Origin of the sequence: Candidatus Microbacterium phytovorans (assembly GCA_029202445.1) — a bacterium.
GTDB classification, from domain to species: Bacteria; Actinomycetota; Actinomycetes; order Actinomycetales; family Microbacteriaceae; genus Microbacterium; species Microbacterium phytovorans.
In genome coordinates this window covers 2846886-2861146 of sequence record CP119321.1, presented here as the reverse complement: position 1 = coordinate 2861146, position 14261 = coordinate 2846886, and the positions used below count along the sequence as shown (strand labels likewise).

Below are 14261 nucleotides of genomic sequence, written 5' to 3'. Positions count from 1 at the left end.
TCGGGAAAAACCATCATCAACCCACTCGCCGCTCTTCGATGAGTACGAAAGATCGGGGACGAACCAACACGAAGCCGTCAACCAGTCTACCCTGTCGCGGCGGCGCGTGCGTCGAGCATCTCGGCGAACAGGTCGATCGAGCGCTCGAGCTGGTTGCGGTCGCCGGTGAGGAGCAGGTCCTGGATGAGGCCGCGGAACCCGGCGAGCGCGAGACGCCCGGCCGCGTGGGCCTCTCCTTCCGCGTATCCCTCACGCTCGGCCACCTCGGTGAAGAACGCTTCCCATTCCGAGACGGCGGTGTCGGTGAAGGCGGTGAAGTCCGTGGGATTCTCGAACGCGCGCGCGGCGAGGTGGTGGAACAGCTGCATGTGCGGCAGCCGCGCGACGTAGTAGTCCCACGTGGCGCGCACGGCGGCGGAGAGCGTGTCGAGACGGCGAGCGCGCAGGTCGATCGTCACCCGGTGGCGCAGTTCGCGCTGCACGCGCGCGAGCAGTTCGTCGCGCGATCCGAAGTGATAGATGAGCATGCGGCTCGAGGTGCCGAGGGCGGCGGCCAGGCGGGCGAGGGTGAAGTCCTCGATGCCGACGCGGGTCAGGTGCTCGACGGCGCCGTCGAGCAACGCCGCCGACCGTGCGGTGGCGACCTGAGTGCGGGGATCGTGTTCGGTCACGAGAATCTGCCGACGCGGGATCAGACGACACGGATGCCGGCTCGCCACACACCGTCGGTGAGCGGTACTCCGGGACGGTAGGCCAGGTGGGAGATCCCCGGAGCGGCGAGCGACTGCAGATCGGCGCGTGCCCCCACGCGGATCACGCCGATGTCGTCGCGACCGACCGATCGCGCCGGCACGATCGTCGCCGCACGCACCGCCTCCTCAATCGTCAGCCGCATCTGGAGCACGGCGGTCGCGACGCAGAACTGCATCGATGTCGTGAACGAGGTGCCCGGGTTGCAGTTGGTCGCAAGCGCCACCGCTCCTCCGGCATCCAGGAGTTCCCGGGCGGGCCCGAAGGGTTCGCGCGTGGACAGGTCGCACGCGGGGAGGAAGGTGGCGACGGTCTCCGACGCGGCGAGCGCCTCGATGTCGGCGGCGTCGAGGTGATTGCAGTGGTCGACGCTGCGCGCACCGACCTCGACCGCGAGGGCGACGCCGCCCGACCGCCCCAGCTGGTTGCCGTGCACGCGTAGGGCGAGGCCTGCCTCGCGGCCCGCGTGCAGCACGGCCCGCGACTGCTCGACCGTGAACGCCCCCTCCTCGCAGAAGACGTCGATCGCGTCGACATAGGGGCGGACGGCCCGCAGCATGTCGCCCGTGACGAGGGCGACGTAGTCGTCGGCGTCGACACCCGCCGGTACGACGTGGGCCCCGAGGAACGTCACCGTGTCGGCGACCTCCCGGGCCACCCGCGCCGACCGCACCTCGCTGTCGACGTCGAGGCCGTACCCGGTCTTCGTCTCGAGGAAGGTCGTGCCCCCGCGCAGCGCCTCTGCCCGAAGGGCGCCCGCCGTCGTACGCAGGTCGTCGACGGATGCCGCCCGCGTTGCGGCGACGGTGTGCGCGATGCCGCCGGCGCGGTACCGCTCCCCCGCCATGCGCGCCTCGAACTCGGCGGAGCGGTCGCCGGCGAAGACGATGTGGCTGTGGGTGTCGACCCACCCCGGCAGCACCGCCGCACCCTGGAGGTCGGTGCGCTCGTCGGCGGCCGGCGCTGCCGCCGCGTCACCGACCCACACGATGCGGCCGTCGTCGATCACGACGGCCGCATCGTGCCGGCGCCCGAGCTCGGGGTCGTTCGTGGTGAGTTCACCGATGCCGGTGAGGAGCAGGCTCATGATGCGACCTCCGCGAGTGCTGTGGCGAGGAGTTCGGCGGGGGAGGTCCCGTCGGCGAGCAGGCCCGCCTCAGCGACGACCCGACCGCCGACGACGACGCGGCGGACGTCGGATGCCGTGGCGCACAGGAGCAGCTGAGCCGGCTCGGCGCCGACGGTGCGCACCGAACCGGTGTCGATCTCGACGAGGTCGAGCGGACCGCCGACCGTCCCGGCCGGGCGGTGGCCGAGCGAGCGGTATCCGCCGGCGCTCGCGGCGTCGGCGAGCTCCGGGAGAGCGAACCGGCCACGCCGGAGGCTCCGCAGCCGGTCGTGCATCTCCAGGCCGCGCACCTCCAGCAGCGGATCGACGACGGCGTTCTGATCGGAACCGAGGGCGAGGGTCGCTCCGGCATCCCGCAACTCACGGGCGGGACCGATGCCGTCGCCGAGGTCGGCTTCCGTCGTCGGGCACATGACCACCGACACCTCCGCCGCGCCGAGGAGGGCGATGTCGTCGGCGGTCGGGTGGGTCGCGTGGACCACGCTCAACCGCGAGGTGAGCGCGCCCGCGTCGGCGAGGATGCCGGTCGGCGTGCGGCCGTAGGCGGCGAGCGCGTCGGCGTTCTCCTGGGGCTGCTCCGACAGGTGCACGTGGAGAGGGATGCCGTCCGGCAGCCCCGCGACGATCGTGCGAATGTCCTCGGGCGGGACGCCGCGCACGGAGTGCAGAGCCGCACCGATCGACACGAGGCCGAAGCCGGAACCCGGGGCGACGCCGGCGAGCGCGTGCCACCGTCGCAGGTAGGCCTCGGCATCCGCGTCGCCGAAGCGCGCCTGTTCGGGGGCGAGGGGCCGGCCGACCCCGCCCGCGAGGTAGGCGGTGTCGAGCAGCGTGAGCCGGATGCCGATCGCCTCGGCGGCCTCGGCGACCGCGCGCTCCATGGCGTGCGTCGGGTCGGAGCCGGCGTCGCTCCCGTAGGGCTGCCCGCCGGGTCGGTGGTGGACGTAGTGGAACTCGCCGACCGCGGTGAAGCCGGCGGTGACCATCTCGGCGAAGACCGCACGCGCGAGGAGGGCGTAGCGCGCCGGCGTCAGCGCCGCGGCGGTGCGGTACATCTGCTCCCGCCACGACCAGAAGTCGCCGCCGTCGTCGTGCGTGCGCCCGCGCAGCGCGCGGTGGAAGGCGTGCGAGTGGGCATTGGCGAATCCGGGCGCCGCCGTGTCGAGCACGAGGTCGCCGGCCGCGGCATCCGTGTCGGGGGTCACCGCGGTCACGCGACCGTCGGCGCCCGCCTCGAGTCGCACTCGCTCGTGCACCTGCCCGCTCACCACCAGCCGGCGACACCACACGGTCATGCGATCATGCTCCCCACGACGCTCTCCAGTGCGGCCACCCCGGCGAGGCAGTCGTCGAGCTCCGCGTACTCCTCGGGGGCGTGCGAGACGCCGGTCGGGTTCCGCACGAAGATCATGGCGGTCGGCACGACCGGCGATAGCACGCCCGCATCGTGGCCGGCGCCGCTCGGCAGCACGGGCACGTCGCCGATCGCGTCGGTGAGGCGGGAGGCGAGGACCCGGTCGAAGTGCACCTCGGGGCTCCAGGAGTTCTCGGCGAACTCGCTCGCCCCCACCCGGTCGGCGATGGATGCCACGAGCGCGCGGGTCTCCTCGTCCGAGGCGGCACGGGCGTCGAGGGTGAGCGAGACCGACGAGGCGATGACGTTGGAGCCGCCCGGCACGGCCAGGAGCCGCCCGACGGTGGCCCGCGAACCGGGGATCGCGAGGGCGGCCTCGCGTACCTCGAGCACGGCGCGCGCAGCGGCGATCATCGGGTCGTCGCGATCGGACATGAGCGTCGCACCGGCGTGGTTGCCCTGGCCGCGGAAGGTGAGGGTCCAGCGGCCGTGCGCGAGGATGCGGGAGGCGATGGCGACCGGAGCGCCGAGGTCGATCAGCCCGCGCCCCTGTTCGACGTGCAGTTCGAGGAAGACGCCGATACGGGCCAGGGCTTCGGGGTCGCGGCCGAGGTGCGCGGTGTCGAAGCCGACGCGGCGGGCGGCGTCGGCGAACGTCGCCCCGTCGGCGTCGCGGAGGGCACGGACGCGGTCGGGAGAGATCGCGCCCGTCATCAGCTGCGAGCCGAGGCAGGCCACCCCGAACCTCGAGCCCTCTTCCTCCGCGAAGGCCACGACGGCGACGGGGCGACGGGGCACGACGCCCCGCTGCCGCAGTCGCTCCACCGCCTGGAAGGCGGTCTCGATGCCGAGGGGCCCGTCGAAGGGGCCGCCGCCGGGTACGGAGTCGAGGTGACTGCCGGTGACGACCGCGTCGTCGCCGGGCGGGCCCCACCAGGCCCACAGGTTGCCGTTGCGGTCGGTCTCGACGTCGAGGCCGAGCGCGGTCGCACGCCCGGCGAACCACTCGCGCAACTCGAGGTCGGCCGCCTGCCACAGGTGCCGGGAGTACCCGCCGCGCTGCGTGTCGCGGCCGACGTCGGCGATCTCGCTCAGCCCCGCCAGGAGGCCGTCCTTCGCGGTGGAGCTCATGCGCGCATCCCCTCTCGGATGGTCGAGTGTAACAGGATTACATAATCGGGATGCCGGCCTCGACGACGCTCAACCGGCACGGTGACGGATGACCGTCACGAGCGCGTCCACCCCGTGCTCGCAGTCGGCATCGTCGGCCCATTCCTCCGGCGCGTGGGAGACCCCCGAGGGATTGCGCACGAGGATCATGGCGGCCGGAACCCCCGCCCGGGCGAACACTCCGGCGTCGTGCCCCGCACCCGACGGCAGCACGGGGACGCCGCCCAGCGCGGCGGCCAGGGATGCCGTCATCCCGCGGTCGAACGCTGTCTCAGCGCTCCAGGACTCCTCCGTCGCGTGCGTGCCCGTGACGCGTCGGACGTGCGCGAGCACCCGGCGCACATCCGCCTCCTGATCGGCTCGTGCATCGATCCACAGCGAGGCATTTCCCGCGACGGCGCTGATCGCCCCGGGAACGACCCGCACCTTGCCGACCGTCGCGAGCGCCCCCGCGGCGATCGCCCCCTCGCGCACCGCCAGGACGATGTGCGCCAATCGCACGAGCGGATCGCGCCGCGACGCCATCGCCGTCGTTCCCGCGTGGTTCTGTTGCCCGGGGAGCTCCACGCGCCACCGGCCGTGCGGCCAGATGCGGTCGGCGACACCGATCGGCGCCCCCGCGCCCGCGAGCCCCGCCGCACCGTCGGCAGTCGCGAGATGCCCCTGCTCGATGTGGAGCTCGACGAACGCGCCGATCCGCGCCAGGCGCTCCGGATCCGACCCGACGTGCGCGGGATCGACACCGGCAGCCGACATGGCGTCCGCCATCGTCGTGCCGTCGTCGTCGCCGAGGCCCAGCACCCGCTCGGCGGGCAGCTCCCCCGTCAGCAACCGCGAACCGACCCCGGATGCCCCGAAGCGCGCACCCTCGGCGTCGGCCAGCGCGGCCACCGCCACCGGCCGCGACGGGACGAACCCGTCGCGGCGCAGCGACGCGATCGCGGCGAACGCCGACGCGACGCCCAACGGCCCGTCGAAGGCCCCACCGTTGGGCACGCTGTCCAGGTGGGAGCCGAGGACGAGCGCCGACCCGTCGCGCTCGGCGTGCCACCACGCCCACAGATTGCCGTTGCGGTCGGTCTCGACCTCGAGGTCGAGTACGTCGGCGCACTGCACGAACCACTGGCGGCTCTCCAGGTCGGCGCCCGTCCACGCGAGACGGTCGTACCCTCCGGAGGGGGTGCGACCGACCTCGGCCAGCTCGCCGAGCAGACCACCGACGAGTGAGGTCATCCGCGTCCCATCGGAATGCGCACGCCGCGTTCGGCGGCGACCGCCTCGGCCTCGGGATACCCCGCGTCGACGTGCCGGATGACCCCCATGCCGGGGTCGTTCGTCAGCACGCGGGCGAGCTTCTCGGCCGCGAGCGCCGTGCCGTCGGCGACGGCGACCTGGCCCGCGTGCAGCGAACGTCCGATCCCCACCCCGCCGCCGTGATGCAGCGACACCCACGACGCCCCCGACGCGGTGTTCAGCAGCGCGTTCAGCAGAGGCCAGTCGGCGATGGCATCCGAGCCGTCCTTCATCGCCTCCGTCTCGCGATACGGGCTCGCGACACTGCCGGAGTCGAGGTGGTCGCGTCCGATCGCGAGGGGCGCGGCCAGCTCGCCGGATGCCACGAGATCGTTGAAGCGGAGGCCCGCCTTGTCGCGCTCCCCGTAGCCGAGCCAGCAGATCCGGGCCGGGAGCCCCTGGAAGTGCACGCGTTCGCCCGCGATCCGGATCCACTTCGCGAGCGACTCGTTCTCGGGGAAGAGGTCGAGGATCGCCTTGTCGGTCACCGCGATGTCGCGGGGATCGCCGCTGAGGGCGGCCCACCGGAACGGACCCTTGCCCTCGGCGAACAGCGGACGGATGTAGGCGGGGACGAAACCGGGATAGGCGAAGGCATCCGCGTATCCGGCCGTCTTCGCCTCCGTGCGCAGGTTGTTGCCGTAGTCGAAGACCTCCGCGCCGGCGCGCGAGAAGCCCACCATCGCCTCCACCTGGGCCGCCATCGACTGACGGGATGCCTCGGCGAATCCCTGCGGGTCGCGCGTGCGCGCCGCGTGCCACTCGTCGAACGAGTACTCGCGCGGGAGGTACGCGAGCGGGTCGTGCGCACTCGTCTGGTCGGTCACGATGTCGATCGGCGCCCCCATCGCGAGCAGGCGCGGGAAGACGTCGGCCGCGTTCCCGAGGAGTCCGATGCTGAGGGGACGACGCGCATCCCGGGCCGCGGCGGCGAGCTCGACGGCATGGGCGATCGAGTCGGCGCGCACGTCGAGGTAGCGGTGCTCGAGACGGCGACGGATGCGGGTGTCGTCGACGTCGACGCAGATCGCGACGCCGTCGTTCATCGTCACCGCGAGGGGTTGAGCGCCGCCCATGCCGCCGAGCCCGCCCGTCAGCGTGACGGTGCCGGCGAGCGTGCCGCCGAAGCGCTTGGCCGCCACCGCCGCGAACGTCTCGTAGGTGCCCTGCAGGATGCCCTGCGTGCCGATGTAGATCCACGAGCCGGCCGTCATCTGGCCGTACATCGTGAGACCGAGGTGCTCGAGGCGACGGAACTCGTCCCAGTTGGCCCAGTCGCCGACGAGGTTCGAGTTCGCCAGCAGCACGCGCGGGGCCCACTCGTGGGTCTGGAAGACACCGACCGGCTTGCCCGACTGCACGAGGAGCGTCTCGTCGCCGCGCAGGGTCGCGAGCGTGCGGGAGATGGCGTCGAAACTCTGCCAGTCCCGCGCCGCCTTGCCGGTGCCGCCGTAGACGATGAGCTCGTCGGGGTGCTCGGCCACCTCGGGATCGAGGTTGTTCTGCAGCATCCGGAGGGCGGCCTCCTGGGGCCAGCCGAGCGTGTGCAGCTCGGTGCCGCGGTGGGCGCGCACGGGGCGCGGTCCAGAGGTCGTCATGCGAGGTCTCCTCTTGCCGCCCGGGCGGCGTCGAGCAGCGAGCCGTCGGTCACGAGGGCGTGCGCCGCCGCGATCTCGGGCGCGAGGTGGCGGTCGGTGCCGGGGCCCTCGACGCGGGTCCGCAGGCGGGCGATCACGGCGGCCGACACGGGCGAGGGCTGGAGGGGCGCCCGCATGTCGATGGCGCGCGCGGCCGTCAGCACCTCGACGGCGATGACGCGCGACAGGCCGTCCACCGCGCGACGGAGCTTCCGCGCCGCGGCCCACCCCATCGAGACGTGGTCCTCCTGCATCGCGCTCGACGGGATCGAGTCGACGGATGCCGGCACCGCGAGACGCTTCAGCTCGCTCACGATGCCCGCCTGCGTGTACTGCGCGATCATGTGCCCGGAGTCGACGCCGGGGTCGTCGGCGAGGAACGCGGGAAGACCGTGGTTGCGCGACGGGTCCAGGAAGCGGTCGGTGCGCCGTTCGCTCATGCTGGCGAGGTCGGCAGCCACGATCGCGAGGAAGTCGAGCGCGTAGGCGACGGGCGCGCCGTGGAAGTTGCCGTTGGACTCGACGCGGCCGTCGAGGGTCACGGCGGGGTTGTCGACGGCGGAGGCGAGCTCCCGCTCGGCGACGCCGCGCGCGTGGGTCACGGTGTCACGGGCTCCGCCGTGCACCTGCGGTGCGCACCGCAGCGAGTAGGCGTCCTGCACGCGGGTGAAGCCCTCGGGTCGCGCAAGGAGGCCCGAGCCCGCGAGCACCGCGCGGATGTTGGCGGCGGAGACGCGCTGACCGGGGTGGGGACGCAGGTCCTGCAGGTCGGCGGCGAACACGCTGTCGGTGCCGAGAAGGCCTTCGACGCTCATGGCGGCGGCGAGGTCGGCGAGGGAGAGCAGGTCGCGAAGGTCGGTGAGGGCGAGCACGAGCATGCCGAGCATGCCGTCCGTGCCGTTGATGAGGGAGAGGCCCTCCTTCTCGCGCAGCACGAGCGGCTCGATGCCGGCGGCGGCGAGCGCGGATGCCGCGGGCACGATCTCGCCGGACGCGTCGCGCACGTCGCCCTCGCCCAGCAGCGCCAGGGCGCAGTGGGCGAGCGGGGCGAGATCGCCCGAGCAGCCGAGGCTGCCGTACTCGGAGACGATCGGTGTGATGCCCGCGTTGATGACGGCCGCGTAGGTCTCCGCGACGACCGGACGTACACCCGTGCGTCCCGTCGCGAGGGTCGACAGGCGCAGCAGCATGAGCGCGCGGACGACTTCGCGCTCCACCTCCGGCCCCGAACCGGCGGCGTGGCTGCGCACGAGCGAGCGCTGGAGCTGCGCCCGCAGCTCCAGCGGGATCTGCTTCGACGCGAGAGCGCCGAACCCCGTGGAGACGCCGTAGTGCGGCTCGGTGTCCGAGGCGAGCGCGGCGATGACGTCGGCGCTGGATGCCATGGCGGCGATCGCGTCGTCGGAGAGTCGGACGGACGCGTCGTGCCGCGCGACGGCGACGACGTCTTCGAAGGTGAGCGCGCCGACGCCGACGGACACGTCGGTGATCGCGGTGCGGTGCAGGACTGCGGTGTTCACGGATTCCTCACAGAGCGGGGGGAAGGGCGGATGCATCCCCGACGACGCCGGTGTACGCACGGCGCCGTCGGGAACGGGGTGTCAGTTCGCGATCTCGAGCGAGACGACCTGGCCCTGCTGGAGCCAGTTCTTCATGCCGGCGAGTGCGAGCTCGAGCTCGCCCTCGACGACCTCGCCGATGTAGCTGATCTTCAGCGGCTCGTCGGCGAGGTCGTCGCCGTAGACGACGCAGAACTGCTGACGCGGGTTGTACCAGCAGACCGAGCCGCGGGCGTAGCCCTTCTCGGCGCGACGCATCGCCCCGACCTCCTCGGTCAGGTAGACGTTCTCCCACGGCGCGACGATCGGCATGGTCCAGAAGACCATCTCGCCGACGATCTTCCCGTGCTGCAGGATGCTCTTCTGCGGCAGGTTCTCCTTGAGCGCCGCGACGATGCCGGGCACGAGTTCCTCGAACACCTGGATCGTGCAGACCTGGGTGTCGTCGACGGACATGATGAGCTTCATGAGCGGGTTCTCCTTCGTGTTCTCGAGGTCGTTCAGGCTTCGACGCGCTTGAAGCCGTTGGTGACGCCCCAGGGGAAGACGGCGTCGACCCACATGTGGACCTTGTTGACGTAGCTGATCGCGGCGCCGGTGAGTTCCAGGAACTCGGCGAGCGTGGTGGCGGCCTCGGCCGCTTCGACGTAGCGGGCGACGAATCCGCCGGCCTCCGGCATCCCCACGAAGTCGAAGAACGCGGCCTTGTAGCCGACGATCTGCTTCGTGAGCACCTGCAGGGTCACGAGGTCGAGTGCGTTCTCCTCGGCGGCCTCGATGATGCCCCAGAGGTATTCGTCGGACAGGGTGCGGGCCTCACTCTCGGCGAACATGAGGGTGGTCAGGTACTGCCCGTGCGTACCCGTGCGGCGCGGGATGATCCCCTTGCCCATGTTGACGATCTCCTGGGGGCACTCCAGCCAGATCCGCTCGCGTTCCGCGGTGAGCTCCGCGATGACGTCGGTGACGATGCTCATTTCGTTCCTTCCTTCGTTGGTTCTCGTTGCGGCCGGGGCCCTCGCGGCTCGCGCGAGGGCGCACTCGGCCAGCGGTCGGGACCTCAGGGCGGTCCGGACCGTGACGATCGGCGGGGTCAGGCCGCGGCGGCGGCCTCGTCCCGGATGCGCAGTTCGACGAACTTGTCCTGCTTGCGCCAGGTCTCCTCGCCGACGAGCGCGAGTTCGGTGAGGCCGTCGATGACCTCGCCGATGAAGCTGTTGCCGAGGGGCTCGATGGCGAGGTCGTCGCTGTAGGTCACACCGAACACCTGGCGGGGGCTGTAGAAGACGACGGTGCCGGCGACGGTGCCCTTTTCCTTGCGGCGCATGTCGCCGAGGTCCTGCGTGAGGATGTAGTTCTCCATGGGGATCACCAGCGGCAGCACGGCGAACAGCTGGTCGCCCACGAGGGTGGCGTGCTGCAGCTTCGTGCGTAGGGGCAGCTGGCGGCGGAACTCGGCGGCGGTCTCGGGGACGAGGTCCTCGAAGATCCGGATGCCGCAGATGTACTTCTCGTCGACGATGAAATCGATGATCATGCTCGGGTTCTTCTTTCTCGGTTTCGGGGGCTCAGGCGGTCTGCTTGGCGTCGGATCGCGGGAAGGCGCTCGCGATGCCCCACGGGAACACGCTCTGGATCCACATGTGGACGCGGTTGGTGTACGAGAGGGCGGCCCCCGTGACAGCGGCGAACTCCTCGAGGGTCTCGGCGGCGCGGGCGCCCTCGGCGTAGCGGTGGATCCACTTGCACGTCAGCGGCAGTCCGACGAAGTCGAAGAAGTCCGCCTTGTAATCGATGATCTGCGTCACGAGCTTCTTCATCGTCGCGAGGTCGGTCTCGGGGTCGCGAGCGACCTCGATGAAGCCCCACAGGATCTCGTCGGCGAGCGTGCGGGCCTCGCCCTCGGCATACAGCAGCGACGTGAAGTACTGCTTCTTGGGTCCGGTCAGGCGCGGCAGCACGCCGTTGCCGAGGTCGCGGACGTCTTCGGGCAGCGTCAGCCAGATGCGCTCGCGTTCGGCGTCGAGTTCGGCGATGACGTCGTCGGTTACAGACATGGGGATCCTTTCGGTGGGTGAGGGGCGCGCCGGGGCTCGACGCTCAGATGAGGGCGCGTCCTCCGTCCACGCGGATGGTCACGCCGTTCACCGCGGCGGGTGCCGAGGCGAGGAACAGGAGGACGTCGACGACGTCGGCGAGGGTCGTCTCGCGCACCGGCAGTCCTTTGACGACGGTGAGCTCGGAGGCCACCGGGTCCTCGCCGCGCGCGCGGCGGAGCTCGTCGTTCACCCCGTCGTCGGAGCGGTAGAACTGCGTCGGGGCGACGCTGTTGCACGGCACGAGCGGGCTGAGTGCCACCGCGAGCTGCTCCATGAGCCGGGCCAGGGCGCTCTTGGCGACGATGTGCGGCACGAGATCCGGCCAGGACTCCTCGAGCGAGTTGCCGAGGATCGCGAGGATGCGGCCGCCGCCCTGCGCCGCCATGACGTCGCCGGCGGCCTGCGAGAGGAAGAGGGGGCCCCGCAGGTTCACCCCGAACGACGAGTCGACGTCGTCCACGGTCAGCTCGGCGAAGGGCCGCGGGCGGAACGTGCTCGCGTTGTGCAGCAGGAGGTCGAGGCGGCCCGAGCGGGCGACGACCTCCGCGACCATCGCGCGGGCCGCAGCGGGGTCGGACACGTCGGCCTCGATCGCCCGCACCGTGCCCGGCAGCCCGGTCGAACGGGCACGCTCGATCACCGCGGCGGCCTGGTCGGCCTGCCCCCAATGGTTGATGTGGACGTCGTACCCCTGCGCGGCGAAGGCGAGGGCGATCTCGGCGCCCGCCCGTTCGGCCGCCCCCGTGATGAGCATCGTCGGGGCACTCATACGCGCTCACCCCCCGCGAGGGTGATGGTCTGCCCCGTCACGGCGGCCGACTCGTCCGAGATGAGCCAGCGGACGGCGGATGCCACGTCGCGCGGCGACGGCAGGGGCAGCACCCGGCGCAGTTCGCCGATGCGGTCGAGCGCGGCGAACGCGGGGTCGGACTCGGCGAGGTCGTCGGCCGCGTCGACACCGATGCGTCCGAGGCTGAGAACGTTGGCCCGCACCCCCGATGCCCCCTCCTCCAGCGCCAGCACGTGGGTCAGGGTCGCCGCGGCAGCCTTGACCGCCCCGAATTGTCCGAGCCCCGGATGCAGTCGCGTCGACAGCGCGCCCCCCAGGAAGACCACCGAACCGCGGGTGCGCCGCAGGCTCGGCACGGCGGCGCGGCACAGGTGCGCGTGGGCGCGGTAGCCCCGGAGACCGGCGTCCAGTGCGGCGTCGTCTGTCTCCGCGACGGGCGCGGCGGGCACGGTCGGCCACGCGGCGTTGACGACGTGGTCGAGGTCGCCCCACGCCCGGGTGACCGCGCCGATCGCGGCATCCGCCTGACCCGCGTCGGCCAGATCGGCCTGCACGACGAGGTGTCCCGCGCCGGCCAACTCGTTCGCGAGGGCGCGGGCGGCCTCGGCACGACGATGCGCGTGCACGGCCACGCGGTAGCCGGCGCCGGCGAGATCGTGGGCGATCGCGTGACCGAGCGCGCCCGTCGCCCCGGCCAGCAGCACCCCGCGCCCGGTCAATGCAGCCCCCGGGCGAGGAATCCGCGGATGCGCGGGGAGCGCTCCGGGTCGAGCACCTCGGACGGCGTGCCCGCCGCCTCCACGACACCGTCGGCCATGAACACGACCTGATCGGAGACCTCTCGGGCGAACCCGATCTCGTGGGTGACGACGATCATGGTGGTCTCGGCGCCGTCGGCGAGGCGCCGCATGACATCGAGCACCTCGCCCACGAGTTCGGGGTCGAGCGCGCTCGTCGGCTCGTCGAAGAGGATGAGCTCGGGCTTCATGGCGAGCGCCCGGGCGATCGCGACGCGCTGCTGCTGACCGCCCGAGAGCTGGCCCGGGTACTGGTTCGCCTTCTCGGCGAGACCGACGGATGCCAGCAGCTCCCGCGCTTCGGCCTCCGTCTCGCGCTTGGGCCGGCGCAGCACCACCTGCGGCCCTTCGACGAGGTTGGCGAGCACCGTCTTGTGCGGGAAGAGGTTGAAGTTCTGGAAGACCATGCCGATCCGCTGCCGCTGCCGGCACATGTCGCGGTCGGACAGGGCGTGGTACGAGCCGCCCCGCTCCTCGTAGCCGATGACCTGGTTGCCGACGCGGATGATGCCGGAATCGATCGGGATGAGGCGGTTGATCGAGCGCAGGAGCGTCGACTTGCCGGAGCCGCTCGGCCCCAGGATCGAGGTCACCGTGTTGGCGGGGGCGTGCAGGGAGACGCCCTTCAGGACCTCGTGGTGGTGGTAGCTCTTGTGCACGTCGATGACGTCGACGTTCGTGCTGCGAAGAGTCCCGGTCATGACGGTCACGCTCCCTTTCCGGTGCGGCGGAACAAGGGGAAGAGTTCATTGCGGGCGGCGATGTTGCCGACCTCCGATGCGGTCGCGCCCCGGCCGTAGTGCGCCTCGATCTTGCTCTGACCGAAGCTCAGCACCGACGTGAGCACGAGGTACCAGATGGAGACGGTCAGCAGCAACGGGATGACCTCGAAGGTGCGCGAGTAGATGCTCTGCGCGCTGTACATGAGGTCGGACAGGGCGATGACCGAGACGAGCGAAGTGGACTTCAGCATCCCGATGGTCTCGTTGCCCGTCGGCGGGATGATCACCCGCATCGCCTGCGGCAGGATGATCCGGCGGAACGACTGCGCCCGCGTCATCCCGATCGAGGTGGCCGCTTCGCGCTGACCCACGGAGACCGACAGGATGCCGGCGCGGATGATCTCGGCGAGGTAGGCGCCCTCGTTGAGGCCGAGCCCCAGGATCGCGGCCAGCAGCGGCGTGACGACGTCGTTGGTCGTCACCGACACCCACGGCTCGAGGAACGGGATGCCGAGGCTGAGCTCCGGGAACAGGTAGCCGAGGTTGTACCAGAACACGAGCTGGACGAGCACGGGAGTGCCGCGGAAGAACCAGACGTACAGCCCGCTCGACCAGCGGAGGGTGCGGCTCTCCGACACCCGCATCACGGCGATCACGACGCCCAGCAGGAGGCCGATCACCATCGCGATGAACGTGAGGAAGATCGTCATCCACAGACCCGAGAGGACCTTCGGGTCGAACAAATACGACACGACAGTCGGCCAGGCGAACCGCTCGTTGGTGATGACCGTCACCGCGGCGAACAGGGCGACGAGGAGGACGGCAACGATGCCCGCGATCCGCCAGGGGTGGCGTCGTGGCACGAAGTGCGGTGCCGTCGTGGGCGCGCCTTCTGCAGTCGTGAGGGTCATGGTGTCCTCCATCGGGTGGGATCGGGAAAGGGAGGGAAGGGGGTGGCGGA

The 14261-nt window shown here is 71.5% G+C and carries 15 protein-coding genes; all 15 read right to left on the bottom strand.

Going from position 1 to position 14261, the window contains the following annotated elements; translation table 11 throughout:
• Positions 1 to 86: 86 nt before the first annotated feature.
• The 15 genes from P0Y48_13590 to P0Y48_13520 all read right to left on the bottom strand — a co-directional run bounded on the left by P0Y48_13590 (position 87) and on the right by P0Y48_13520 (position 14211).
• Positions 87 to 671 carry a helix-turn-helix domain containing protein gene (locus tag P0Y48_13590; GenBank protein ID WEK13473.1) on the bottom strand — a complete coding sequence of 195 codons (585 nt, stop codon included), beginning with the start codon at positions 669 to 671 and terminating at the stop codon, positions 87 to 89.
• Between the two features lie 20 nt (positions 672 to 691).
• Entirely contained in the window at positions 692 to 1837 is a 1146-nt protein-coding gene (gene hutI / locus P0Y48_13585) for an imidazolonepropionase (protein ID WEK13472.1), read from the bottom strand.
• Positions 1834 to 3174, bottom strand: coding sequence for a formimidoylglutamate deiminase (locus P0Y48_13580; protein ID WEK13471.1), 1341 nt, complete (start codon positions 3172 to 3174; stop codon positions 1834 to 1836). Before P0Y48_13580 ends, hutI begins: the two co-directional genes overlap by 4 nt.
• Entirely contained in the window at positions 3171 to 4364 is a 1194-nt protein-coding gene (locus P0Y48_13575; GenBank protein ID WEK13470.1) for an allantoate amidohydrolase, read from the bottom strand. Before P0Y48_13575 ends, P0Y48_13580 begins: the two co-directional genes overlap by 4 nt.
• 69 nt (positions 4365 to 4433) lie before the next feature.
• On the bottom strand, positions 4434 to 5636 hold the full coding sequence (locus P0Y48_13570; protein ID WEK13469.1) for an allantoate amidohydrolase: 1203 nt from the start codon (positions 5634 to 5636) through the stop codon (positions 4434 to 4436).
• Positions 5633 to 7294 (bottom strand): urocanate hydratase, encoded by a 1662-nt coding sequence (hutU, locus tag P0Y48_13565; protein WEK13468.1) that lies wholly within the window; start codon positions 7292 to 7294, stop codon positions 5633 to 5635. The genes P0Y48_13570 and hutU overlap by 4 nt, the downstream gene beginning before the upstream one ends.
• Positions 7291 to 8838, bottom strand: coding sequence for a histidine ammonia-lyase (gene hutH / locus P0Y48_13560; GenBank protein WEK15084.1), 1548 nt, complete (start codon positions 8836 to 8838; stop codon positions 7291 to 7293). Before hutH ends, hutU begins: the two co-directional genes overlap by 4 nt.
• 96 nt (positions 8839 to 8934) lie before the next feature.
• Positions 8935 to 9360, bottom strand: a complete 426-nt coding sequence (locus P0Y48_13555; GenBank protein ID WEK13467.1) for a hypothetical protein — start codon at positions 9358 to 9360, stop codon at positions 8935 to 8937.
• 32 nt (positions 9361 to 9392) lie between these two features.
• Positions 9393 to 9869 carry a hypothetical protein gene (locus P0Y48_13550; GenBank protein WEK13466.1) on the bottom strand — a complete coding sequence of 159 codons (477 nt, stop codon included), beginning with the start codon at positions 9867 to 9869 and terminating at the stop codon, positions 9393 to 9395.
• A 116-nt stretch (positions 9870 to 9985) separates the two neighbouring features.
• Positions 9986 to 10429, bottom strand: a complete 444-nt coding sequence (locus tag P0Y48_13545) for a DUF3830 family protein (GenBank protein WEK13465.1) — start codon at positions 10427 to 10429, stop codon at positions 9986 to 9988.
• Between the two features lie 31 nt (positions 10430 to 10460).
• Complete coding sequence (locus P0Y48_13540) at positions 10461 to 10949, bottom strand: hypothetical protein (protein WEK13464.1); 489 nt, start codon at positions 10947 to 10949, stop codon at positions 10461 to 10463.
• 43 nt (positions 10950 to 10992) lie between these two features.
• The gene (locus P0Y48_13535; protein WEK13463.1) at positions 10993 to 11760 is read right to left on the bottom strand and encodes an SDR family oxidoreductase; all 768 of its coding nucleotides are present in this window, start codon (positions 11758 to 11760) and stop codon (positions 10993 to 10995) included.
• Positions 11757 to 12500, bottom strand: coding sequence for an SDR family NAD(P)-dependent oxidoreductase (locus tag P0Y48_13530; GenBank protein WEK13462.1), 744 nt, complete (start codon positions 12498 to 12500; stop codon positions 11757 to 11759). The genes P0Y48_13535 and P0Y48_13530 overlap by 4 nt, the downstream gene beginning before the upstream one ends.
• Positions 12497 to 13279 (bottom strand): amino acid ABC transporter ATP-binding protein, encoded by a 783-nt coding sequence (locus tag P0Y48_13525; protein WEK13461.1) that lies wholly within the window; start codon positions 13277 to 13279, stop codon positions 12497 to 12499. The genes P0Y48_13530 and P0Y48_13525 overlap by 4 nt, the downstream gene beginning before the upstream one ends.
• 5 nt (positions 13280 to 13284) lie before the next feature.
• The gene (locus tag P0Y48_13520; GenBank protein WEK13460.1) at positions 13285 to 14211 is read right to left on the bottom strand and encodes an amino acid ABC transporter permease; all 927 of its coding nucleotides are present in this window, start codon (positions 14209 to 14211) and stop codon (positions 13285 to 13287) included.
• Positions 14212 to 14261: the final 50 nt, after the last annotated feature.

Bases quoted from the DNA above. Each gene is read 5' to 3' on its own strand.
- P0Y48_13525 (WEK13461.1), bottom strand. From the start codon at position 13,279: ATGACCGGGACTCTTCGCAGCACGAACGTCGACGTCATCGACGTGCAC.
- P0Y48_13570 (WEK13469.1), bottom strand. From the start codon at position 5,636: ATGACCTCACTCGTCGGTGGTCTGCTCGGCGAGCTGGCCGAGGTCGGT.
- P0Y48_13520 (WEK13460.1), bottom strand. From the start codon at position 14,211: ATGACCCTCACGACTGCAGAAGGCGCGCCCACGACGGCACCGCACTTC.
- P0Y48_13545 (WEK13465.1), bottom strand. From the start codon at position 10,429: ATGATCATCGATTTCATCGTCGACGAGAAGTACATCTGCGGCATCCGG.
- P0Y48_13555 (WEK13467.1), bottom strand. From the start codon at position 9,360: ATGAAGCTCATCATGTCCGTCGACGACACCCAGGTCTGCACGATCCAG.
- P0Y48_13580 (WEK13471.1), bottom strand. From the start codon at position 3,174: ATGACCGTGTGGTGTCGCCGGCTGGTGGTGAGCGGGCAGGTGCACGAG.
- P0Y48_13575 (WEK13470.1), bottom strand. From the start codon at position 4,364: ATGAGCTCCACCGCGAAGGACGGCCTCCTGGCGGGGCTGAGCGAGATC.
- P0Y48_13540 (WEK13464.1), bottom strand. From the start codon at position 10,949: ATGTCTGTAACCGACGACGTCATCGCCGAACTCGACGCCGAACGCGAG.
- P0Y48_13550 (WEK13466.1), bottom strand. From the start codon at position 9,869: ATGAGCATCGTCACCGACGTCATCGCGGAGCTCACCGCGGAACGCGAG.
- hutU (WEK13468.1), bottom strand. From the start codon at position 7,294: ATGACGACCTCTGGACCGCGCCCCGTGCGCGCCCACCGCGGCACCGAG.
- hutI (WEK13472.1), bottom strand. From the start codon at position 1,837: ATGAGCCTGCTCCTCACCGGCATCGGTGAACTCACCACGAACGACCCC.
- P0Y48_13535 (WEK13463.1), bottom strand. From the start codon at position 11,760: ATGAGTGCCCCGACGATGCTCATCACGGGGGCGGCCGAACGGGCGGGC.